Genomic DNA, 23,842 nt, shown 5'->3' with positions numbered 1-23,842 from the left:
GGCAATTAAAACCAACTAAGCCTTTGTTTATCATGAATATAATAGTATAAAAAAAGCCGCCCAGTGGGCGGCTTTTTATTTGGCGTTGATTTATTTCAACGGCGTTACTTCCATACCAAACATCGCGCGAGCGGTGTTCAACATTTGGCAGCTAAAGCCCCACTCGTTATCGTACCAAGCCAATACTTTAACCATATTGCCGTTTGACACCTTGGTTAAGGTGCTGTCGAAGGTACTGCCTTCAGTGGTGTGGTTAAAGTCGGTCGACACCAACGGTAGGGTATTGTAGCCCAATACGTTTTTCATGCTGCCTTCAGACGCTTGCTTCACAATTTCGTTGACTTCTTCAACGGTGGTGTCGCGTGCAGCTTCAAAGGTCAAGTCAACCAAAGACACGTTGATGGTCGGTACGCGCACAGAAAAACCGTCTAGCTTACCTTGTAACTCAGGCAACACCAAACCCACGGCTTTAGCCGCACCGGTTTTGGTCGGAATCATGTTTTCTACGGCGCTGCGGGCGCGGCGTAAGTCTTTGTGACGTACGTCGGTCAACACTTGGTCGTTGGTGAAGGCGTGAATGGTGGTCATCAAGCCTTTAACCATGCCTAAGCCGTCGTTCAGTGCTTTGGCCACAGGCGCCAAGCAGTTGGTGGTGCAAGACGCGTTCGACACGACGGTCATTTCTGGGGTCAATACGCTGTGGTTCACGCCGTACACAATAGTAGCGTCCACATCGGCACCGCCAGGAGCAGAAATCAACACTTTTTTCGCGCCAGCTTCAAAGTGGGCCTGGCATTTTTCTTTAGTGGTAAACGCGCCTGTGCATTCCAACACCAAGTCCACGCCTAATTCGCCCCAAGGCAATTCAGCTGGATTACGGGTGGCGAAAAACGGGATTTTCTTACCGTTGATGATCAAGTTGCTGTCGTCGTGGCTGATGTCTGCATTGAAACGACCGTGAACGGTGTCAAATTTAGTCAGGTGGGCATTGGTGGCCAAATCGCCAGAGGCGTTTACGGCCACAACGTCAAACTGATTGGTTAAGTCATATTCGTAGATCGCGCGCAAAACTTGGCGGCCGATACGGCCATAGCCATTAATGGCAACTTTGATGGTCATGGTTGTTTCCTTAAGGATTTAAGCCAAAAGCCAGCTGATCAATCAGACGACTTCGGCTGCAATAATAATAACGGCGCCGCCTAAACGGCAGCAATAAATAAGGCCACGATGCACACCAGCCCAACCATCCACATAGCCGACCGGCAGCTGGGCCAGTCGCGAACGTAGCAGACAATAAAGGCAAGGCGGCTGAACACAAACAGCGCGGCCCATAAATCAATCGTGGTTTGTGCCGCACCCCCACTCACATGAGCGATGATGACGGCGGCAGCAAAAAAAGGATTCACCTCATAGGCATTGGCTTGCGCTGCCTGAGCCCGCGCGGCGCGGCCTTGAAGCTGGCTGAGAAAAGCGCGTGGATCATGGTTGTGCTGAGGCTTAAAGCCACCGCTGGTCTTGGCATAGGCTGCGCTCAACAGCGGCAACAGCATCGCCGCCAAAACACACCAATAAGCGAAAGTCATACGCCCACCTTTCGGATGATTCCTGCTTCACTGCTTAAAAAAAGCTGCCCAGACATCGTCATCTAGGCAGCTAACTTGGTTTACAGTACCGATTTAACGGCCGCCACCACGTTTTCAGTGGTGAAACCAAAGGTCTTGAACAACTCGTTGGCAGGCGCCGATTCACCAAAGTGATCGATGCCCACAACGGCGCCTTCTAGGCCCACGTATTTGCGCCAGAAGTCGCTGACGCCCGCCTCAACCGCCACGCGTGGCAAGCCTTTTGGCAAGACGCTGGCTTGATAAGCCTTGTCCTGTTGATCAAATACCGTAGTCGCAGGCATAGACACCACGCGCACGGCCACGCCTTCGGCGGCCAATGCTTTTTGTGCGTCCAAGGCCAAGGCCACTTCAGAGCCGGTGGCCAACAGCACTGCTTGGGCGTTGTCGGCATCGCTCAACACATAGCCACCTTTGGCAATATTGGCCAACTGCGCTTCGCTACGCGCCACAAACGGCAAGCCTTGACGGCTGAAGATCAAGCAAGAAGGATGATCTTGCGCCTTAACCGCTTCCACCCAAGACACCAATGACTCAGCCGTGTCACAAGGACGCCAAACGGCCATATTCGGGATCATGCGCAAGGTGGCAATTTGCTCAACCGGTTGATGGGTAGGGCCATCTTCACCCAGGCCAATCGAATCATGAGTGTACACAAAGACTGAGTTAATCTTCATCAGCGCGGCCATGCGTAAAGCGTTACGGGCGTATTCACTGAACATCAAGAACGTCGCACCAAAAGGCTTCACGCCGCCGTGTAAGGTCATGCCGTTCATGATGGCGCTCATGCCGAACTCACGCACGCCGTAATGAATGTAGTTGCCGCCGGCGTCTTTGGTCAAAGCCTTAGACTGTGACCAGTTGGTCAGATTAGACGGCGTTAAGTCGGCAGAGCCGCCCACTAATTCAGGCAACACTTGAGCCAGGGTTTCAATCGCGTTTTGGCTGGCCTGACGGGTGGCCAATTTTTCAGCTTTGGCGTTGATGTCGGCTAAGGCCGCAGCCACATGGGCTTCAAAGTTGGCGGGCAGATCGCCGGCCATACGACGGCTAAATTCAGCCGCTAATTCAGGGTATTTGGCGGCATAGGCGTCAAAATCGGCCTGCCATGCCTGTTCCAAGACGGCGCCGGCAGCTTTTGCATCCCAAGCCGCATACACGTCGGCAGGCACTTCAAACGGCGCATGGGCCCAGCCTAGCTGCGCGCGCGCAGCGGCGATTTCGTCGTCACCCAAGGGGCTACCGTGGGTTTTAGCCGTGCCTTCTTTATTCGGAGAGCCTTTACCAATGGTGGTTTTGCAGCAAATAATGCTGGGCTGAGCGGTATTGGCTTTGGCTGCCTCAATGGCACTGGCCACGGCGTCGACATCGTGACCGTCTACGTTGGCCACCACGTGCCAACCGTAGCTAGCGAAGCGCTCAGGAATGTTTTCGCTAAACCAGCCGTCAACGTTGCCATCAATGGAGATATTATTGTCGTCGTACAGCACAACCAATTTGCCTAGGCCCAAAGTTCCTGCCAGAGAGGCCACTTCGTGCGAAATGCCTTCCATCAAGCAGCCATCACCCACAAAGGTATAGGTGTGGTGGTCAACAATATTGAAGCCGTCACGGTTAAACTCTTTGGCCAGAATGTGCTCAGCGATGGCCATGCCGACTGCGTTGGCAATGCCTTGGCCTAGGGGGCCCGTCGTGGTTTCGACGCCATCGGTGTAGCCATATTCAGGGTGGCCTGGGGTTTTGCTTTTAAATTGGCGGAAGGCCTTTAAGTCGTCGATGCTGACGTTGTAGCCGGTCAGATGTAATAGGCTGTACATCAACATAGAGGCGTGACCGTTGGATAACACAAAGCGGTCGCGGTTCACAAACTTAGGGTTGTTTGGGTTGTGGCGCAAAAAGCGCGTCCACAACGCCTGTGCCATTTCGGCCATGCCCATCGGCGCACCGGGGTGGCCTGAATTGGCCTTTTGTACTGCGTCCATGGATAAAAAACGAATGGCGTTTGCCAGTTGAGAAGCCATAATTTGCCTTACAGATTATTCAAGATGAGTGAGTGCGTGCGTGACGCAAATAAATTCTGCCTGAATTATGCCTTTTTATACCCCTTTCTTCAAGGTATGAACCACGATCTTCGGCATAATCCCCTTAAATTATCCGATGTCCCCCACACATTGTGGCGCTCTCCTATCTTAATACACACAATTCAGAAGCAAATCAGGATTTTACCCAAAAAACATAGCCCTGATGAATGCTGGCCTAGACCCTCGCTAAGCGCTCAAAACTCAGGATTATTTTTTTTACCGTCCACAAGAGAGACAAAAGCGTAACGGCTTGATACACTGAGGTTGGCTAAGACCAAAATCTATCTTGAATAGACCAATAATGTAGTCACATACGTGTGGCTGCGCATAAAAAGAGCGTGTCGTTTTCACAGCATGAGTCACTAAAGCAACGTCACGTTAATCAACCGGTACCTTCGTACCTAACTGGAGGAAGACCCCATGCAACAAAAATACATCCTTGATGAACAGGCCGTCGACGCCATTTTGACCACAGCCAAACAAGTGGCCAAGCAAAAGCAGTGGGCCGTCACCATTTGCGTGACCGACGACGGTGGGCATCTATTGGGATTATTGCGTTTGGATGGGGCAGCGCCCATGTCGGCGTTGATTGCGCAAGAAAAGGCCAAAACAGCGGCCCTATCGCGTAAGGAAACCCTAGTGTACGAAACCATGATTAACCAAGGCCGCTCGGCCTTTTTGTCGGCGCCCCTACACGGCCTTCTTGAAGGTGGCTTGCCCATCATTAAAGATGGGCACTGTATCGGCGCCGTTGGCGTATCAGGCCTGGCTTCCGATTTGGACGCCGAGCTTGCCCGTCTGGCCATTGCCAGCATTTTTTGATGACCCATACCTGCTTTGTTAACTTTAACAAACGACAAAGGAAAGAAGAGAGATGACCATGACCGATCGCACCACCCTAAACGGTTTACACGTTGACCAACGTTTGGCAAGCTTCATCAATACCGAAATATTGCCCCAACACAGCATCAGCGCCGATGATTTTTGGCCAGGTTTCAGCGCCTTAGTCGCCAAGTTTAGCCCTAAAAATAAGGCTTTATTGGCCAAGCGTGAACAGCTACAGGCGCAGCTAGATGAATGGCATCAAGCCCATCCAGGCCCCATCACCGACATGGCCGCCTACACCCAGTTTTTAACCGACATCGGCTATTTAGTGGCTCCTCCCGCCAACGTCAGCGTGACCACGGCCAATGTGGATACCGAAATCACCCGCCAAGCGGGCCCACAGCTGGTGGTACCGGTGATGAATGCCCGCTACGCCCTAAACGCCGTCAACGCCCGTTGGGGTAGCCTCTACGATGCTCTCTACGGCACCGACGTAATCCCTGAAACCGAAGACACTGCCAAAACCAAGGGCTATAACCCGAACCGCGGCGCCGCCGTGATTGCGTTTGCGCGTGACTTTCTGGATCAGGCGATCCCCCTTAAAGACGGCAGCCACGCCAACACTCAAGCCTACATCGTCAACCAAGGCGGCCTGGAAGCCATCCTCACCGACGGCCAAATCGTACCGCTGACGCACCCTGAGCGCTTCATCGGCTTTACCGGCAAGGAAACCTCGCCTACGTCGCTGCTGTTCAAGCACAACAATCTACACTTCGACATCTTGATCGATAAAACCAGCCCCATCGGGTCACAAGACGCTGCCGGCATCAAAGACATCATCATGGAAGCCGCCGTCACCACCATCATGGACTGTGAAGACTCCATCGCCGCCGTCGATGCGGCCGACAAAGTGTGCGTTTACCAAAACTGGCTCGGCCTCATGCGCGGTGATCTAGCCGAAGAGGTGTCGAAAAACGGCCAAACCTTCACCCGCACCATGAACCCCGACCGCACCTACACCACCGTGCGCGGCAAAACCATCACCCTACACGGGCGCTCATTGATGTTCATCCGCAACGTCGGCCACTTAATGACCACGCCAGCCGTATTAGACGCCGATGGCCAAGAAATCCCTGAAGGCATCCTTGATGCCGTGATGACGGGCCTGATTGCGCCTTTCGACCTCAACCGTCAAAGCGGCGGCAACTCGCGCACCAAATCGGTCTACATCGTGAAGCCTAAAATGCACGGTCCAGAAGAAGTCGCCTTTGCCAACGCGCTATTTGCCGACGTCGAAACCTTAACCGGCCTCGCACCGCTGACCCTTAAAATGGGCATCATGGACGAAGAACGCCGCACCAGCGTCAACCTCAAAGCCTGTATCGCCGAAGCTCAAGACCGCGTGGTGTTCATCAACACCGGCTTCTTAGACCGCACCGGCGACGAAATGCACACCGCCATGCACGCCGGCGCCATGATCCGTAAAGGTGACATGAAGGCCAGCGCCTGGATTCAAGCCTATGAGCGCAACAACGTTCAGGTCGGCCTAGAGTGCGGCCTACCGGGCCACGCCCAAATTGGCAAAGGCATGTGGGCCATGCCTGATTTAATGGCAGAGATGCTGGTACAGAAAATCGCCCACCCGAAATCAGGCGCCACCACCGCTTGGGTGCCTTCACCTACGGCCGCGACCCTACACGCTCTGCACTACCATCAGGTGAACGTACCTGAAGTACAGCAGCAGCTAGCCAAAGAGAAGGTCGACCTATTGTCTGATCTGCTGACCATTCCCGTGGCCACCGACACCAGCTGGTCTGAGGACGAAAAACAGCAGGAGTTAGACAATAACGTGCAAGGCATCTTGGGCTATGTCGTACGCTGGATTGACCAAGGCGTTGGCTGCTCTAAGGTACCCGACATCCACAACGTCGGCCTAATGGAAGACCGCGCCACCTTACGCATCTCCAGCCAGCACATCGCCAACTGGCTACTGCACGGCATCGTCACCGAAGCGCAAGTACGCGAAACCCTAGAGCGTATGGCCGCAGTGGTTGACGGCCAAAACGCCGACGACGCGCTGTACGAGCCTATGGCCGGCCACTTCGACACCTCGGCTGCGTTTAAAGCCGCCTCTGATTTGATTTTCAAAGGCACCACCCAGCCAAGTGGCTACACCGAACCGCTGCTGCACCACTGGCGTCAGGTGAAAAAAGCCGAAGCTTAAGGCTGGCTGATCCACCCAATCCAACCCCGCTCATTGCAGCGGGGTTTTTGTATGGCTAAACCAGCAACCATGTCATCCAACACCAATCGCGTGAGCACCCACCCTACGCCGAACGCACCGCATAAGGTGGGCAAAGCCCAGCCTAGCCACCATCCATCACCCCAACAAAAAACGGACCGCCTATGCGATCCGCTTTTATTCAGGTCATGCGTGCCTTACAGCAGGCCAATCCACTGCCAATACGTCGCACTGAACAGCAACACCAACAAATAACCGGCAATGGTCAAGGGTATGCCCGACTTCAAGAAGTCTTTGACGGTAAAGGCTCCAGTACCGTAGGCCAACATATTTTGCGGTGCGCTCACTGGCAATAAGAAGCCAAAGCTGATCACAAACTGCTGAATCAACACAAAGCCTGGCTCATTCACCGGCGCATTCAAGGTCGACACCAAGGCAATCACGATGGGGATCAAAGCCGAAGCCAAGCTGGTCGCGCTGGCAAAGCCTAAGTGGATCAAAATATTAAACGCGGCCAAAATGGCGATCACGCTCAACAGCGGCATATCGGCTAGGCCCATGGCGCCAAACACTTTACCCGAGAACCATGATGCACCTTGAGTTTGTAGCAGTACGGTACCGAGCGACACCCCTACGGCGAACACGATCAGCGTGCCCCAAGGAATTTTCTTCTCCACGCTGGCCCAGTCAAAGACGCCAATCTTAGGCGTCAACAGCATCGCCACCACCACCAAGGTAATGGTTGAGTTATCAAATGAGTGCAATACTTTCTCAGTCGACCAAAAGAATAACAACGCAGCAGAATAGGCCAATAAGCGCTTTTCAGGGCCGGTCATCGGGCCTAAATCACGCAGCTGTTGCCGCACCAAGTCTTGGCCGCCGGTGATTTCTTTGGTTTCTGGCTTGATGACGTTAATCATCACAAAATACAGCACCACCGACATAATCACCGCCCAAGGGCCAGCGTATAGCAACCATTGTCCCCAAGAGATTTGATAGCCAAATGCTTTGTCCATAAAGTCGACGGCCACCATATTTTGGGCCGCGGCGGTTTTAATCCCCACGTTCCAAATCGACACGGCCTGCACCGCGGTGATCACCAAGAGCGCCGACAAGCGGCTGTTAGCGGCCAAGCCAAACGCCGCCACCATGCCCAGCAAAATCGGCACAACAGAGCCGGCTCGCGCCGTGGCGCTGGGCACAAACAACGCCAGCACAATGCTCACCAAGATCGCGCCGATGACAATATTATTGGTTTTCACCCCCACGCGAGACAAAATCAATAAAGCTAGGCGCTTATGGAAATTAGTGGCCTGCATGGCCGCCGCCAAGAACAGGGCCGCCCCCACTAAGGCCACGGCAGGTGAGCTAAATCCGCTCAAGGCCAAACGTAAAGCGGCCGTGGTGCCAATCGCTGCATCGCCGCCGGCCGGTGGCGCTAGCCCCAACAGTACGGCAATCAAGCCAATAATCATAAAAGCACTGACGGTATAGGTGACGGCTTCCGTCACCCACAGCACGATGGCAAATGCCAAAATAGCCAAAGCCCGCTGACCAGCCACGGGTAAATCGGCCGGTGTCGGTAAAGCCAAAATGCCTATTAATAAGGCAAATGCAAGAATCAACCACAATCCGTTTAAATTACGTTTTTGCCGTTGCGCGGGCGCGTTCATATGTGAGCCTTTCGTGTGTGTCGGTGGATTTATACCTATACATCAATACAGTATAAACCATTTGGAATAATTTGTGACGTCATCTTACCCGCGATTGTCGACAGCCGCCTTGATCTGGCTTAAACCCATAAAAAAACAGCCAGACAATTGTCTGGCTGTAGTCGTTTATGAGGCCGCTAACGGCGCATCATCAGGCTTAGGCGGCGAATCAGGCTGCACTTCTGATTCTGGCTCGGCCTGTGGCTTAGCCGCCAATACTTTAATCATGCGTTCAGCCAACTCTTCTGGCGAGTAAATAATGTCGCTGGCGCCGTAGCGGCTGAGGTATTCAAACTCACCCTCAGTATCCGCCCGCACGATGATCTGAATGTCTGGATTCACTTCTTTGGCACGGGTGATGATTTGCCCAGCCTCAATAGGCTCGCGCATGGTGATGATGATGGTTTGGGCGCGCGCCACGTTGACGATGTCCATCATCTCATCCGCTAAAGCGTGACCAAACGCCACCGGAATGCCTTGAGCCTTCAGCTCTTCCACCACTTCTAGGCGGCTTTCCTGCACCACAAACGTGCGCTGCTGCGCCTGTAGCTCATCCACAACCAAGCGGCCCACTCGGCCATAGCCTACCAGCACCACGTGATCTTCCATCACCGGCACCTCAATCACTTCACCATATTCATCCACCACTTGGCTGACTTCTTCCACGCCATCCTCAACCACCGCCACTACTTTTACTAGCTCGGGCGCAACCACCGTCGCAGCTTCTACCACATCGGTCTCAGCTTCAACCACAGGCTCTTCCGCCGTTTTGGCCACAAATTTATGCTTATAGCGCTCAAGCAGCATGAACCACACGGGGTTTAATAAAATCGAGAAAATCGCGCCGCCCACAACCAGGTTACTGCCCAACTTCGGCAATAGGCCCATCACCATGCCCATGCTGGCCACGATAAAGGCAAACTCACCGATCTGGGCCAGGCTGGCAGAAATGGTTAAGGCCGTCAGGGTTGGATAGCCAAACAGGCGCACAATGCCGTAGGCGGCAATGGATTTACCCACCACAATAATCAACACCGTCGCCAGCAGTAACAGCGGCTCTTGGACCAAAATAGAAGGGTCGAGCAGCATGCCCACCGACACGAAGAACAGCACCGAAAAGGCATCGCGTAGCGGCAATGATTCTTCCGCAGCGCGGTGACTCAGCTCAGACTCACTCAAAATCATACCGGCGAAGAAAGCGCCCAGAGCAAACGACACGCCAAACACATAGGTGGCGCCCATGGCACAGCCCAAGGCTATAGCCAACACCGCCAAACGGAACAGCTCTTTTGAGCCGGTGTCGGCGGTTTTTTCTAAAATATAAGGAATGATGCGGCGGCCCAAGACCAGCATCACCGCCACAAACGCCACCACCTTACCAATGGTGATCAAGAATACTAAGGCAATGTCGGCGCCGCTGGTGCTGCCGCCGTCACCGCTGAGCACGCCGCCCAAGGCCGGGATCAACACCAAGGTCAATACCATGGCGATGTCTTCGACAATCAACCAACCCACCGCAATGCGGCCGCGCTTGGTCTCCAAAATCCGCCGTTCTTGCAAGGCCGTGAGCAACACCACCGTACTGGCCGTAGACAAGGCCAAGCCAAAAATCAAGCCTGCGCCCATGTCCCAGCCCATCAACCAAGCCAGCCCCATCCCCAACACCGTGGCCACCGAAATCTGCACCACCGCGCCCGGAATGGCAATGTTTTTTACCGCCAACAGGTCTTTTAAAGAAAAATGCAGGCCCACGCCAAACATCAATAAGATCACCCCAAGCTCGGCCAACTCTTGCGCCAGGCTGCCGTTTGCGACAAAGCCTGGCGTAAAAGGGCCGACCACGATACCGGCGACCAAATAACCCACCAACGGTGGCATTCTGAAGCGCTGTGCAATGGTGCCAAAAATAAAGGCAAAGACAAGGCCACCGACAATGGTGGCGATTAATGGGGTGGCGTGCGGCATAAGCGTGTGTGTCTCCCTGAAAGGCCGTTCCAAAACAGAACAGCAAAAAACAATTTAATATTCGTTATGTATAGCTTTTTTCTATCAGAATAAAAGTAACATAATCTGCCGCTCAAGTCTCATGTTTTTACATATTTTTTTATATATTTTTGTAAAAAATAATGTCGTTAGGCTAGATATGACTCAACTGGGCATTTAAATGCCAAACAGGTATTCTATCCGATTAAAATGCATAAAAAAAGCCACATCTCTGTGGCTTAGTCTATTTTCACTAAAAAAAGTTTACTTGATCACACCGGATGCATCAATAATGAATACAGCATTTGACCAGAGACCGTCAGCAGCAGCAGTGAAAAGATAATCTTCAAGAGTTTAGGCGAGATGCTGTGGGCCACTTTCACCCCAAGCGGCGCAAACACCACGGTGGTCATCGCCACCGCAATCACGCCAGGGAAATACACAAAGCCCACCATGCCGGGCAGGTCCACCTCACCTTGGCCCGACAGCATATAGCCAACGGCGCCAAAAAAGGCAATCGGCCAACCCAACAGAGAACTGGTGCCAATGGCCTGTCGAATCGGCACCTTACACCAAGTCATAAACGGAATGGTCATGGTGCTGCCACCAATGCCAATCCAGCTCGACACCACGCCGATGATGCCGCCCACCACGCCAGAACCCAACCAGCCCGGCAACTCACGGCTGCCACCGGTTTTACGGCCCATAAAGGTTTTAACCCCTACGAAGAAGACAAACACCACGAAGAACCACTGTAGCTGCCGCCCCGGAATATAGGCCGCTGCCTGTGCGCCCAGCAGCGTGCCCACCACGATGGCGGGACCGAGTTTTTTAAAAATATCCCAACGTACCGAGCGCTGCTTTTGCTGCGCCACCACGCTAGAGAAGCTGGTACAGACCATGATCGCCAGCGACGAAGCCACGGCCACGTGCTGCAAGTAAGGGCCGCCTAAGCCGTGGCTGTTCATCCACCAAACAAATACCGGCACAATGATGAGCCCACCACCAACGCCTAATAGGCCAGCCATAAAACCAGCCACGCAGCCCACCAATATCAGCGGGGCAAAAAGTGCTAAATCCATAATGTCTTTCTCTTAAACCAAACAAAACCGATGCGGCGCGAACGCATCGCACCAGCATCGGTTGTTGATTGGGGTCAGCGTGAATTAAAATTCACTGTTCACCACATCCGCCTCAACCAACTGTAGCGCTTGCTGGCGATGCTGTTCGGCCAAATGGGCCTTGTCGGTGGTTTCAAACAGCTGAGCTAGGCTTAGGTGTACATCGACGCTTGGCGCCAGCGACAGGCTGGCTTCTAAATAGCTTTGCGCCTTGCCCCAAAGCTGGTGCTTTAACGCCAGCTGGCCTAAACACAACAGCAACTTCGGATCTTTCGGCTGCGCTTTCAGCCAGCTTTCGGCCAGCTCCATGGCCTTACGCTGCTTGGCCTCGTCTAGATAATGCACGCTGTCAGCAAACGCCGGCAGTAAGGCCGAATCATGATTTTCAGGATAATATCGCTCTACCCACGCCACCACCGAGGCAAACAGCCCCAGCTGCTGATATTTTTGCGCCACGGCCAAACACATCACACCCTGCTTGTCCGCTTCTGGCATTTTTTTCAAGGCACTCTTCATGCTGGCCGCATCCACACACTGAACCAGCATCAAACGGTAGGCCATCATATTGTATTGCTCCGTCTCGGCCTCAGTTAAGGCGCCAACTTTACGCAGCTGAGCAGCCACATGCAGCATGCCCTCAGGGTCTTTTTGTGCAGCGGCCAAACGCAAGGTGAGCTTCATGGTGCGCACTAGGTTGGGGCTGATCGACTGGGCATTAGACAAGGCTTCTTTTGCCGCCTGATAGTCATGCTGCTCCAAAGCCATTTCCGCCAGCAATAGATGGCGCGGCAGCTGCATTTTCTTCGGCAGCTTGGCGACTTCTTCTAAATACGCTTGGCTTTTGGCCACATCGTGTAGCTGCGCCACGCTGTGCGTTGCCACCATCAATGCCAAGGCGTGATTGTCTTTAGCGTGTTCATTTTTCATGACCTTGCTGGCCTGCTCTTCGGCCTTCTGAAAGCGGCCTTCAAAATAGGCCATACCGGCCTGGCTCAAGGCCTGACTGCCATTTTTCATCTGCCGACGAACACGCATGTCACGAAAGCGCGTGGGTAGATTCAACACCCCAAATACCAAACGGATCAACACATACAACAGCACCACAAACACTAGGTTGGCGATGATGAACGTATTCAGATTAATCCGACGCACTTCTTGGTTCACCACAAACAGCACTTCACCAGGATAGTGGGTGACAAACAGCGACACCCCAACGGCGATGCCAAACAAGATCAAAATCCACATTAGCCATTTCATGATGCAATGCCCTCCCCTTGACCTTCCGCTTTAGCCGGTGCCGCTGGTGCGGGCTCAACGTCTTTAGTCGGTGTTTCTGGCTGGGGCTTAGCCGCTTGCTCTTTAGCATCCGCCTCGTTCAAGGCCTTCACTTCGGCCTCAGTGGGTTCAATAATGAGCTGCGTATTTTGATGCCCTTTAATCGCCTCAAGGCTGCCCGACAGAGAGTCAATCGACACGTTCTCAAACGGCATGGCGCGTAACTCGTCTAGTTCTTTTAACCACGCTTGGGTGGTGACGGCATTCACGTCAAAATATTGCTTGATGCTGGCCGACACGTTTTCTAAGTCGTAGCGATACACTTCCACCTGGCGCTGCAACAAGGCCAAGCGTGCATCCAATAAGCGTAGGCGAATGTTTTCTTTGACAAAATAAGCCTGTTCAGGCGACATCAAAATCGCGTCGCTGGATTCCAGCTTACGCACCGCCACCAGCTCACTTAAATTGGTTTTCACGGTTTGCCAAATATTTTGCCACCACGACGCATCCGCCTTCACCGCTGCCACATTGCTAGGCGCCTGTGGCTTGGCCAAGGTATCCAACAGCATGGGCAAGCCCGACACCCCGGTTTGTAGACGATCGAGCTTGAGCGATACGCCGGTGACGTCAAGATAAGGTGAGGCTTTTAGCTTGCTTAAATCCTCGCTCACGGCTTTTTTCAGCTGCACCAGCTCAGGACGATCAAACGCTGCTAGGCGTCGTTCAATGCCTTCCAAAATATTGATGGCCACCGGCACATTGCCCGATAGGCTCAGTTGCTGCGCCGCCATATTAAGGGCGTAATTCACTTCTTCTAATAGCCAGCCCAAACGCGATTTGGTCAATTCGCCGTAGCGGCGATCTAAGGTATCTAAACGATTTTGACCATCGCTTAATTGTTGGTTCATCTCGCGCAGGGTTTGCGCCAGCTCACTTTGCTTTTGCAGGCTGTTTTGCAATAGGTTTTGATTATTTGAATCTTCTAAACCCGCTTGATTGATTTTGTACTGCCAGGCCGTGTCCATATTTTTCAAGGTATTTTGCCCTTGAACAAATAAGAAGCCGCTGGCGCCTAAGGCCAACAGCGACAGCACCAGGGCACCAAACGCCATACCTTTGCCTGAGCTTTTGGCAGGCACTTCGACAATGGTCGGGGCCGCAGGGCTAGAAGGCGTCGGGGTGGGGTTGGATGGGGCATTTTTTTTCATAGGGGATTCCGGTTGGGTTGATTCGGGCGCCGCAGCCGCCTCAGAGGCTTTTGTCTCAGGCTGATCTGCCGCAGCGGTGGCCGTTTCAGCCTTAACGGCTGCTACAGCTTCGGCGTCGTTCGCCTCGCTCTGCGCCACATCGTTGGCCGTAACGGCAACATCGTGTTCGGTTTCTGAATGAACCTGATCAGGTTTGTCTTTAGATGGCTCCATTGCGCTACGCCCTTTCATGTACTTGTATGGCCGACACCATATTGTCATCACCCAAAGCACAGGTCACAACACGATCGGCACCAAGCGTTTGTAATGTTTGGCTTATTCTTTCATGTGGGGTCAAGTATAACAAGTTTTTAAATCTCTGTTGCAGGGAATCGGGGATCTGCGCCCATAGGCCACGCCCAATTTCACTCGAGGTCACGCACACCGCCACCAGTTCGGCCTCCCCCTGCTGCACCATTAATGTAGACCAATCAATAACTTGAGGCTGACGCCGATACACCTCGGCAAACGTCACGACATGGCCCGAGGCCGTTAAAGCATTGGCCAACCACGGCCGCCCACCGTCGCCGCGCACGATTAAAATACGGGCCGATGGTTGTCTTTGCCCCATGGCCGCCCACAGCGGCAAAGCCAAAACGGCTTCGGAGTCATGTCCTTCTTCTGGCGCCCACACCGATGTGAGACCAAGCCCACGCAATGCCGATGCCGTGGCCTGGCCTACGGCCACCCACTGGGGCCGATACGCGGTTAAATCCACCGCGGCGGCCACCGCGTCTACGGCGCTGGGGCTAACAAAAAACACCACATCGGCCGCAGCCAATTGCTGCGGCAAGGCCTGCAAGGCCACAGCATCAGCCTCAATCTCGATTGGGCTAGCCCAAAGCGGCAAAAAACCCGCCTCGGTCAGAAGACGCAGCAACTGCGTCGCCTGTTTCCGTGGGCGGGTCACCAAAACAGCCTTGGCTGGGCCGGTCATTATTGGGCTTTCAAAACCGCATCAATAATGGCCATGGCGCCGTCTTCAGCCAATTTTTTGGCTACGGCACGACCCAAGGCATCGGCGTAGGCCGCTGGTGCTTCTGCCATTTGCTGCAACACCACCGAACCATCGGGATAAGCAACTAGGCCGCGCAGGGTCAAAATGCCATCTTCTTCGGTCGCGTGCGCTGCTAAGGGCACCTGGCAGCTGCCGCCTAAAGCACGCGCTAAAGCACGTTCAGCCAAAACGCAGGCGCTGGTGCGCGCATCGTTTAAGGGCGCCAGCAATGCCATCATGTCGTCACGATCGGCTTTAATCTCGATACCCAAAGCGCCTTGACCGGCCGCAGGCAAGCTTTCGCCAATATTCAACGTCGCGCGAATGCGCTCGCCCAGGCCCAAGCGCTTCAGGCCCGACGTCGCCAAAATAATGGCGTCGTATTGACCTTCATCCAGCTTACGCAGACGGGTTTGCACGTTGCCGCGCAGCGGTATCACCGTTAGCTTAGGATGGTTGGCGCGAATCTGTGCTTCACGGCGCAGGCTAGACGTGCCGACCACGGCACCATCTGGCAAGGCGCTGAGGCTGTCGTATTGATTCGACACAAAGGCGTCGGTTGGGTCTTCCCGTTCGGTAATGGCGGCCAAGGCAAAACCTTCTGGCAACTGCATCGGCACGTCTTTGATTGAGTGCACCGCTAGGTCGGCACGGCCATCGGCTAAGGCTTGCTCTAGCTCTTTCACAAACAGCCCCTTACCACCGATCTTAGACAAGGTACGGTCTAGAATTTGGTCGCCTTGCGTGGTCATGCCCAAGATGCTGACGCTGGCTTCAGGATACAACGCTTCTAAGCGGGCTTTAATGTGTTCCGCTTGCCACATGGCCAATACGCTCTCGCGACTGGCAATCACTATTGGGTTCATATGCGCCATCATGCTAAAAAAAAGTTATTTTAACATGATGCGGCCAGCACACCTAAATTAGGGTCAAATGTCCGCCACCTAAACGTAATATTGAGTTAAACCCAAGCCACAGAACCTTGGTCACATGACAAGGCCGACTCAGTCCATTACAATAAAGCCGATACTAACTGGTTATTTTCATTACGCTAACCATCAACTCACCCCATCACACAGGAATATCTGCTTATTTATGATTGATACTACTGCTGAAAACACTGCTCAATTTACCGCCTGGTTTCGTGACACCCTTTTTGACATGGGGTTTACCATCACCGGCGTCAACGCCATTTTTTTAATGTCGGCTTTTTTATTTGCCCTATTGATTTTATTCATCAGCGTCAAGCTCAGCAATAAAGCTCTGGCCATTTTCATGGCCCGCATCAACGTCAAGCACCCGCACCAAACCTCGTTTGCCCAAGCCTTATTAAAATGCCGCACGCCGGTTTACGTGTCCGCCTTCATCCCCGTTGTGCTGCTGACCATCCTGACACCCTTTATCTGGCTAGAATTCCCCAACTGGTCGGCCACTATTTTATACGTACTGGACATCATTTCCATTATCTTGGTGGTTCAAATCATCCGCTCCTTAGTGTATGCCCTATCGAAACACTTAAAGGCCAAAGACAACTACCGCGACAAGCCGCTAGACAGCTACGCCCAAGTGGTGTCGATCGTGCTCTACTTCATCACCGTGGCCGCTCTTTACGTCAAATTTACCGACAAATCGCTGGTAGGCTTTTTCGGCACCCTAGGTGCGGCTTCGGCCATCTTGATGTTAATGTTTAAAGACACCATTATGGGCATCGTCGCCAGCGTTCAAGTGTCGATGAACGATATGGTACGCGTAGGCGATTGGATCACCATGAACAGCTACGGTGCCGACGGCGACGTTTTAGAAATCAATTTGACCACGGTAAAGGTGTCAAACTTCGACAAAACCGTCACCACCATCCCGACCTATGCCTTGATTTCCAACTCGTTTCAAAACTGGCGCGCCATGTTCGATGCCCAGTGCCGCCGAATCAAGCGTTCCGTCATCATCCGCCCCTCGTCGGTGAAGTATTTAACCCCCGAAGAAGTCGACGCGATGAAGAAGATCCAAATGATCGAACCCTACATCACCCAGCGTCAGGCCGACATCGAGAAATACAATAGCGGTAACGGCATCGATAAAGAGCTGATGATTAACGGCCGCAACCTGACCAATCTAGGCCTGTTCCGTAAATACATTGACACCTATTTAAATCAACACTCAGCCCTGCATAAGGACATGAGCCTGATGGTGCGCCAGCTCCAGCCAACGGAATTCGGCCTGCCCTTAGAAATCTACGCCTTCTCCAAAGACCCTCGCTGGGCCAACTTTGAGTACATTCAGGCCGACATCTTTGATCATGTGATTGCCGCAGCGCCTTATTTTGATCTGGTGCTGTATGAATTAGGCCAATCGCCCATGACCGGCGAACAACGCCTAACTCATTAAGCGCCTTCGTCACACCCACACATCGCCCCATTGCGGGCGATGTTTTTTGTCGCCCAGCAGCACCCTAAACATCGCTGCAACGCTACGCCGCGTGGGTCGCGACCCACCCTACCAAATACCACGCAACCCGCGTAGGGTGGGTAAAGCGCAGCCTACCCACCATTTCAACCCACAAGACATGCCTAAAAACAAAACCGCGTGGGTCGCGACCCACCCTACACCCAGCAACCAAAAAAATGGCCCTAGGCGTCTCTCGCCTAGGGCCATTCATTGCCATATAACTTAAGCGCAATAAGCGCGCGTAATCACGCCCTTGTCGTCAACGCTAAAGTTCAAACGGTTGGCGCGAAAATCCATGGTCGCGGCCGTGTTCGGGCGTAAAATACGCACCGGCCCTGCAAAATCAACCGTTTCCAAAACTGAGGCATTCTTGCCAATGAACTGCTGCGCCGCGGCTAGGCCGCACGTGTCTTGCTGCGCTGTTTCACCTTCGGCCACTTGTTTGGGATGGCTGGATTGACAGGCGCTCAAGGCCGCAACGGCGGCCACAGCGGCGATGCCTAATAGTGCTTTTTTCATGAGGGACTCCTGGTTAGGTGGTGCGTCAAATCGGCATAAAAAAACCGGCCTACACACTCAGATCAATGAATGGGTAAACCGGTTCCTAGCCTTCACTTAGTCGGCTTGGCGACGTAGGAAGGCAGGGGTGTTGTAGTCATCGGCTAAAGTGGTGTTTGAGAAGTCTGCGGCCGTCATTTGACGGTTAGAACGACCCGAACGAACCACGCTAGACACGTCTGGCATGCCGTCGTCGGTACCCGTGGCTTTCACCATGGTCAACTGTGGCTGCTGGCCTTGCTCTTGTAGGCCGGTGGCAATGATGGTCACGCGAATGCTGTCTTCGTCCATCTCTTCATCTTCCGCCGTACCGTATTTACGTTCGGCTTCAGGATGGGCGTACTCACTCACCACAGACATGATTTCACGGTATTCCGACATACGTAAGCAACCAGGCGCGGTGGTGATGTTCACCAATACGCCTTTGGCGCCGTCTAAGGTCACGTCGTCCAATAGCGGGCTGGCAATGGCTTCTTCGGTGGCCAAACGAGCTTTGTCCACACCGCTGGCCTGAGCCGAACCCATCATGGCCAAACCCATCATGCTCATCACGTTACGCACGTCAGCAAAGTCTAAGTTGATGATGCCTGGACACGTCACCACTTCAGAAATACCCGCAACGGCATTGCGCAACACATCGTCAGCAGCTCTAAAGGCTTCGCGTACGGTCACGTCTTCACCTAAGGCAGCCATCAATTTATCGTTAGGGATGATGATGAGCGAATCAACGTGCTCTTTCAATTTGGTGATGCCCGCTTCGGCTAAATTAACGCGCTTGCCTTCGTATTCAAACGGCTTAGTCACCACAGCAACGGTCAATACCCCAAGCTCTTTAGCGATTTCAGCCACCACAGGCACCGCGCCCGTACCGGTACCGCCACCCATGCCGGCAGTGATGAACAGCATGTCGGCGCCACGGATGGCGTCGGCAATGACTTCACGGTCTTCTAATGCGGCATTACGACCCACTTCGGGATTGGCGCCAGCGCCTAAACCGCGGGTTAAGTTTGTGCCTAGTTGTACTCGTTTAGGTGCATGGTTACGTTGTAAAGATTGCGCATCAGTATTTGCACTGATGAACTCAATGCCGTGTACTGCGCCCTTAATCATGTTGTTAATGGCGTTACAACCCCCGCCACCCACACCAATGACTTTAATGACGGCAGGACTAGCTGCGGACTCGACTACATCATAAACCAGTTGCATACGGACTCCTTTGCCAAACTGTTGCGATTATCATATAACGCGCTCTATTATGCTGAAATTATACAATGATTACTTGAGTTTAGCGATTAAATTATGTTGAATATTAATAATGTTTTAATAATGTGGTTTTATTAGAAATTATTCTTAAAGAAAGCCTTCAGCTTGCTCACGAATGATTCCCCTTTTTCTTCATTGTCCACCGTCATCATGACATTCTGGTCGCGCGCCGCATACAATAGGCCAATGGCCGTGGCGTAGCGGGGGCTGCGGGCTCGTTCAGACACACCAGCCATGTCTTTAGGCACGCCCACTCGAGCCGGCAAGTTAAACACTTCTTCAGCAATGTCGACGATGCCGGGCAGTAAGGAAGCACCACCGGTCAACACCACGCCTGAAGACAATTCCGTTTCAGGAAAACCAGAGCGACGCAGTTCGTTGCGTACCAACTCTAAAATCTCTTCTACACGTGGACCAATCACTTCGGCCAAAGTTCGTCTAGAAATCTGGCGTGGACCGCGATCGCCCACGCTGGGCACCTCAATCATTTCATCTAAGCCATCCATGGTCGGCAAGGCCACACCGTGATGGGTTTTGATGTATTCGGCGGCATTTTGCGGCGTGCGCAAAGCCTGAGCCAAGTCTTTGGTGATCAAATCACCGGCAATCGGAATCACCGCCGTGTGGCGAATCGCGCCATTGGTGTACACCGCAATGTCGGTGGTACCGTGACCAATGTCGATCACGCACACGCCCAAATCTTTTTCATCTTCGGTCAATACCGCTTGGCCACTGGCCAAGGGCTGCAAAATCATGTCGTCGATTTGCAGGCCGCAGCGCTGCACGCATTTTTGAATGTTCTGCATGGCAGTCAAAGCGCCGGTGATGATGTGCACGCGAGTGTCTAAACGCACGCCGCTCATGCCGATCGGTTCTTTCACGCCTTCTTGGTTGTCCACCATGTATTCTTGAATCACGGTGTGCAAAATTTGGTGGTCGGGCGGAATATTGACCGCTTTCGCCGTTTCAATGGCGCGCTCAATGTCTTGCTGCGTCACTTCACCGTCTTTGATTTTCACCACGCCCTGTGAGTTCATGCTGCGAATGTGGTTACCCGCGATGCCTGTGGTCACCTCATTAATCTTGCAATCACCCATCAACTCGGCTTCATTAATGGCTTGCTGTATGGATTGGACGGTGGTCTCAATATTGGTGACCATGCCGTTTTTCAAGCCACGAGAAGGCGCTTCGCCCAAACCCACAATGTGGATTTCGCCGCCCTCTTGTACTTCACCAATTAAGGCCACTACTTTAGATGTCCCAATGTCTAGGGCACTGATCATTTGTTTAGAATCTTTCACGTTCCATCCTACGTTAATTAGTTAATCCTAAGGTGCTGAGGGTTCAGCCGGTTTTTTTGTCGCATTCAAAGCAAAGCCATTGCGGTAGCGCAAATCCACGTAGTGGATGTTTTGATCGGCCATCGTTTCCATCAGTTTGGGCCATCCACGCACAAAGCGCTGAGCCCGAGCCACTGCATCATAACGCCCCAGCTTTAAGGTCAAATCATTTTCCAAGGTCACCGACCAAGCAGCGCGCTCGGTTAAATGCAGGGTTTTGATCTTCAACTGCAAAGGCTCAAATACGTCCGACAGCGCCGCATACTGGGCAATCATGCTTTGTTCTGAGCCCGCAGGCCCCATGAACACCGGCAGTGCCTCTGTCACATTTGCCTTAAAGCGCCGGCCCTTGGTATCCAATAGCCCCATGTCTTGCCATTTAGCCACCGGTTTACGCTCAACCCAGTCGATGACGATGGTGTCAGGCCAAACCCGACGCACATCGGCCGACTCAATCCAAGTAGAACGTTCGAATGTCTCTTTGATGTGGTTTAAGTCTACCTTAAAAATATTCCCGGTCACACTTTGTTTCACCATGGCATCCAATTGTGCCTTTGTCATCCTGTTTAGGTTACCATTTATTTCAATATGTTTCACTGGAAACCATGCAGAATTGACCACCGTCATCACCAAAGCCCCGATTAGGCATAAGATGATGAGGGTGTAGAGCCACAAAATGACGCGCCTTAAGGCACCAGCGTTATCCCACAGTCGCATGGCTTAAAATTTCAAGACATAAATCTTCAAAGCTTAAGCCCACTTCTTTTGCCGCCTTAGGCACCAAAGAGTGGCTGGTCATACCCGGTGCAGTATTGATTTCCAATAGGTACAGCTTACCGTCGGTGCCTTTTAAAAAGTCTACTCGACCCCAACCGCGGCCGTTGATAATTTTAAAGCCTTGCAAGGCCAAGGCGCGAATCCGCGCTTCATCTTCAACCGACAGGTCAGACGGGCACAGATATTCTGTGTCGTCACGGAAGTATTTGGCCTCGTAATCATAAAACTCCGTAGCAGGTGTAATCTTGATCGACGGCAAAGCGGTCTCACCCAAAATGCCGCAGGTGTACTCACCGCCACCGATGAATTCTTCCGCCAGAATAATGTCTTTCAGGGCTTTAAGCTCTTGATAGGCCTTGGCCAACTCGCCTGGCTGCTTGATCTTGGTCACGCCGACGCTGCTGCCTTCGCAGGCAGGCTTCACAAACAGCGGTAGGCCTAGGCTTTGCTCTACGTCGGCAAAGTCTGTGTGGTCGTCCAACACGCGGAATTTAGGAATCGGCAGGCCAGCGGCTTGCCAAATCAATTTGGTGCGAAACTTGTCCATGGTGATCGCAGACGCCATCACGCCACAACCGGTATACGGCATGTGCATCGCTTCTAGCGCGCCTTGCACCACACCGTCTTCGCCAAATTTGCCGTGCAAGATGATGAACACGCGCTCAAAGCCTTCTGCTTTCAGTAAGGCTAGGTCTTTTTCTGCGGGGTCAAAAGCATGGGCATCCACGCCCTTAGCCTTAAGCGCCGCCAATACGGCGGTGCCGCTCATTAAAGACACTTCTCGTTCGCTGGTGCTGCCACCGTACATTACCGCTACTTTACCAAATGCAGGCATGTTTATTCCTTCGTCTGTGGCCAACTGGCCGTCATTGATTATTTTTTGGGCCTAGGGCCATTACTTGATTATGGCTTACTTAAGGCCACAAGTTTCTCGGGTACGGCACTGATGTTGCCGGCGCCCATGGTCACCACCACGTCGCCTGGCTCTAGCACCGACAGCAAGGTTTCAGGCAGCTGGCCTACTTCGCTCACAAAAATCGGCTCAATCTTGCCCATCACGCGCACGGCGCGAGCCAAGGCACGGCTATCGGCAGCCACAATCGGCGCCTCACCAGCGGCATACACCTCGGTCAACACCAAAGCATCCACTGTATTCAATACTTGGATAAAGTCTTCGAATAAATCGCGCGTACGGCTGTAGCGGTGTGGCTGGAAGGCCAAGACCAAGCGACGATCAGGGAAGGCACCGCGTAAAGCGCTGATGGTCGCAGCCATTTCCACCGGGTGGTGGCCGTAGTCATCGACCACGCTGGCTTGGCCGCCTTCAGGCAGATCAATTTCGCCATAGCGTTGGAAGCGACGGCCCACGCCGGCAAAATTCAACAGGCCTTGCTGAATCGCGTCGACTGAAGCACCGCACTCCAAGGCCACGCCGATGGTTGCCAAAGCGTTTAACACGTTATGGCGACCGGGTAAATTAAGCGCCACGGTAAAGGGCGCCAAACCTAATTTGGGCACGTGCACGGTAAAGTGCATTTGCTCGCCAACGGCGTGAATGTCGTCGGCGTAAATATCGGCTTCATCGGTGAGGCCGTAAGTGGTATACGCTTTGCGAATCCGCGGCAAAATCGTGCGCACGTGCTCGCTGTCGATGCAGATAAAGGCACGGCCATAAAACGGCAATCGGTGTAGAAAGTCCAAGAACGCCTGATGCAGCTTGTCGATGCTGTGCTCATAGGTATCCATATGATCGGCATCGATGTTTGTCACCACCGCCATAATCGGCGTTAAGTGTAAGAAAGACGCGTCAGACTCATCGGCCTCGGCCACCATGTAGTCACCGTGGCCCAGCTTGGCGTTACTGCCTGCAGCGGTCAGCTTGCCGCCGATCACAAAAGTTGGGTCCAAATTGGCCGCCGCCAAAACTGAAGCCGTGAGGCTAGTGGTCGTGGTTTTGCCATGGGTGCCGGCAATCGCAATGCCGTGCTTAAAGCGCATCAACTCGGCCAGCATCATGGCGCGCGGAATCACCGGGATTTGGCGAGCCAAGGCTTCAACGATTTCTGGGTTATCGCCCTTAATCGCGGTTGAGGCCACCACCACATCCACATCGTGTACGTGGGCCGCGTCATGGCCCACAAACACCTTAACCCCCATTTTCCCTAAGCGGGCAGAAGCCGTACTGGCAGATAAATCAGAGCCAGACACTTGATAACCGAGGTTATGCAAGACTTCGGCAATGCCGTTCATGCCTGAACCGCCAATGCCCACGAAATGAATTTTTTTAACCTTATGTTTCATAATCACCTTTATATCCAAGCCCACCGCCGTCAAAGCAACCGCCTGTGCGCTTG

Annotated in this window: 19 protein-coding genes; 3 read left to right on the top strand and 16 right to left on the bottom strand. The window is 53.1% G+C overall.

Going from position 1 to position 23,842, the window contains the following annotated elements; genetic code table 11:
* Positions 1–90 precede the first annotated feature (90 nt).
* From gap to tkt, 3 genes are all read right to left on the bottom strand, one after another.
* Complete coding sequence (gap, locus tag AB8Q18_00440; protein ID XDZ51555.1) at positions 91–1,119, bottom strand: type I glyceraldehyde-3-phosphate dehydrogenase; 1,029 nt, start codon at positions 1,117–1,119, stop codon at positions 91–93.
* An 80-nt stretch (positions 1,120–1,199) separates the two neighbouring features.
* Complete coding sequence (locus AB8Q18_00435; protein ID XDZ51554.1) at positions 1,200–1,583, bottom strand: MAPEG family protein; 384 nt, start codon at positions 1,581–1,583, stop codon at positions 1,200–1,202.
* An 80-nt stretch (positions 1,584–1,663) separates the two neighbouring features.
* A complete protein-coding gene (tkt, locus tag AB8Q18_00430) occupies positions 1,664–3,643 on the bottom strand; it encodes a transketolase (protein XDZ51553.1) in 1,980 nt (659 codons plus the stop codon).
* A gap of 480 nt (positions 3,644–4,123) precedes the next feature.
* Between tkt and AB8Q18_00425 the strand changes: the two genes are divergently transcribed.
* Together AB8Q18_00425 and AB8Q18_00420 are read left to right on the top strand one after the other, a co-directional pair.
* The gene (locus AB8Q18_00425; GenBank protein ID XDZ51552.1) at positions 4,124–4,525 is read left to right on the top strand and encodes a heme-binding protein; all 402 of its coding nucleotides are present in this window, start codon (positions 4,124–4,126) and stop codon (positions 4,523–4,525) included.
* 58 nt (positions 4,526–4,583) lie between these two features.
* Complete coding sequence (locus AB8Q18_00420) at positions 4,584–6,752, top strand: malate synthase G (GenBank protein XDZ52952.1); 2,169 nt, start codon at positions 4,584–4,586, stop codon at positions 6,750–6,752.
* Positions 6,753–6,967: 215 nt separating this feature from the next.
* On the opposite strand, the gene AB8Q18_00415 is transcribed toward AB8Q18_00420, so the two are convergent.
* From AB8Q18_00415 to hemC, 7 genes are all read right to left on the bottom strand, one after another.
* Complete coding sequence (locus AB8Q18_00415) at positions 6,968–8,443, bottom strand: DASS family sodium-coupled anion symporter (GenBank protein ID XDZ51551.1); 1,476 nt, start codon at positions 8,441–8,443, stop codon at positions 6,968–6,970.
* 165 nt (positions 8,444–8,608) lie between these two features.
* Positions 8,609–10,447: a monovalent cation:proton antiporter-2 (CPA2) family protein gene (locus AB8Q18_00410; GenBank protein XDZ51550.1), complete on the bottom strand. Its 1,839-nt coding sequence runs from the start codon at positions 10,445–10,447 to the stop codon at positions 8,609–8,611.
* A 290-nt stretch (positions 10,448–10,737) separates the two neighbouring features.
* The gene (locus AB8Q18_00405; protein XDZ51549.1) at positions 10,738–11,547 is read right to left on the bottom strand and encodes a sulfite exporter TauE/SafE family protein; all 810 of its coding nucleotides are present in this window, start codon (positions 11,545–11,547) and stop codon (positions 10,738–10,740) included.
* An 84-nt stretch (positions 11,548–11,631) separates the two neighbouring features.
* The gene (locus AB8Q18_00400; protein ID XDZ51548.1) at positions 11,632–12,843 is read right to left on the bottom strand and encodes a heme biosynthesis HemY N-terminal domain-containing protein; all 1,212 of its coding nucleotides are present in this window, start codon (positions 12,841–12,843) and stop codon (positions 11,632–11,634) included.
* The gene (locus AB8Q18_00395) at positions 12,840–14,282 is read right to left on the bottom strand and encodes a uroporphyrinogen-III C-methyltransferase (protein XDZ51547.1); all 1,443 of its coding nucleotides are present in this window, start codon (positions 14,280–14,282) and stop codon (positions 12,840–12,842) included. Before AB8Q18_00395 ends, AB8Q18_00400 begins: the two co-directional genes overlap by 4 nt.
* A 4-nt stretch (positions 14,283–14,286) precedes the next feature.
* The gene (locus AB8Q18_00390; GenBank protein ID XDZ51546.1) at positions 14,287–15,045 is read right to left on the bottom strand and encodes a uroporphyrinogen-III synthase; all 759 of its coding nucleotides are present in this window, start codon (positions 15,043–15,045) and stop codon (positions 14,287–14,289) included.
* On the bottom strand, positions 15,045–15,971 hold the full coding sequence (gene hemC, locus AB8Q18_00385) for a hydroxymethylbilane synthase (protein XDZ51545.1): 927 nt from the start codon (positions 15,969–15,971) through the stop codon (positions 15,045–15,047). Before hemC ends, AB8Q18_00390 begins: the two co-directional genes overlap by 1 nt.
* Before the next feature lie 229 nt (positions 15,972–16,200).
* Here hemC and AB8Q18_00380 point away from each other — a divergent pair, with 229 nt between their 5' ends.
* Positions 16,201–17,490 carry a mechanosensitive ion channel family protein gene (locus AB8Q18_00380; protein ID XDZ51544.1) on the top strand — a complete coding sequence of 430 codons (1,290 nt, stop codon included), beginning with the start codon at positions 16,201–16,203 and terminating at the stop codon, positions 17,488–17,490.
* Between the two features lie 282 nt (positions 17,491–17,772).
* Here AB8Q18_00380 and AB8Q18_00375 read toward each other — a convergent pair whose 3' ends face one another.
* The 6 genes from AB8Q18_00375 to murC form a co-directional block, all read right to left on the bottom strand.
* On the bottom strand, positions 17,773–18,069 hold the full coding sequence (locus tag AB8Q18_00375; GenBank protein ID XDZ51543.1) for an I78 family peptidase inhibitor: 297 nt from the start codon (positions 18,067–18,069) through the stop codon (positions 17,773–17,775).
* Positions 18,070–18,165: 96 nt separating this feature from the next.
* Complete coding sequence (gene ftsZ / locus AB8Q18_00370; protein ID XDZ51542.1) at positions 18,166–19,314, bottom strand: cell division protein FtsZ; 1,149 nt, start codon at positions 19,312–19,314, stop codon at positions 18,166–18,168.
* 131 nt (positions 19,315–19,445) lie between these two features.
* Entirely contained in the window at positions 19,446–20,654 is a 1,209-nt protein-coding gene (ftsA, locus tag AB8Q18_00365) for a cell division protein FtsA (GenBank protein XDZ52951.1), read from the bottom strand.
* 45 nt (positions 20,655–20,699) lie between these two features.
* Entirely contained in the window at positions 20,700–21,272 is a 573-nt protein-coding gene (locus AB8Q18_00360) for a cell division protein FtsQ/DivIB (protein XDZ51541.1), read from the bottom strand.
* Between the two features lie 139 nt (positions 21,273–21,411).
* Entirely contained in the window at positions 21,412–22,323 is a 912-nt protein-coding gene (locus tag AB8Q18_00355; GenBank protein ID XDZ51540.1) for a D-alanine--D-alanine ligase, read from the bottom strand.
* Between the two features lie 68 nt (positions 22,324–22,391).
* On the bottom strand, positions 22,392–23,789 hold the full coding sequence (gene murC / locus AB8Q18_00350; GenBank protein ID XDZ51539.1) for a UDP-N-acetylmuramate--L-alanine ligase: 1,398 nt from the start codon (positions 23,787–23,789) through the stop codon (positions 22,392–22,394).
* Positions 23,790–23,842 lie beyond the last annotated feature (53 nt).

The sequence above is a fragment of the Neisseriaceae bacterium CLB008 genome (genome assembly GCA_041228285.1).
Lineage (GTDB): Bacteria > Pseudomonadota > Gammaproteobacteria > Burkholderiales > Neisseriaceae > JAGNPU01.
The sequence above is the reverse complement of the archived record's forward strand: the minus strand, read 5'-3'. Positions and strand labels throughout refer to the sequence as shown.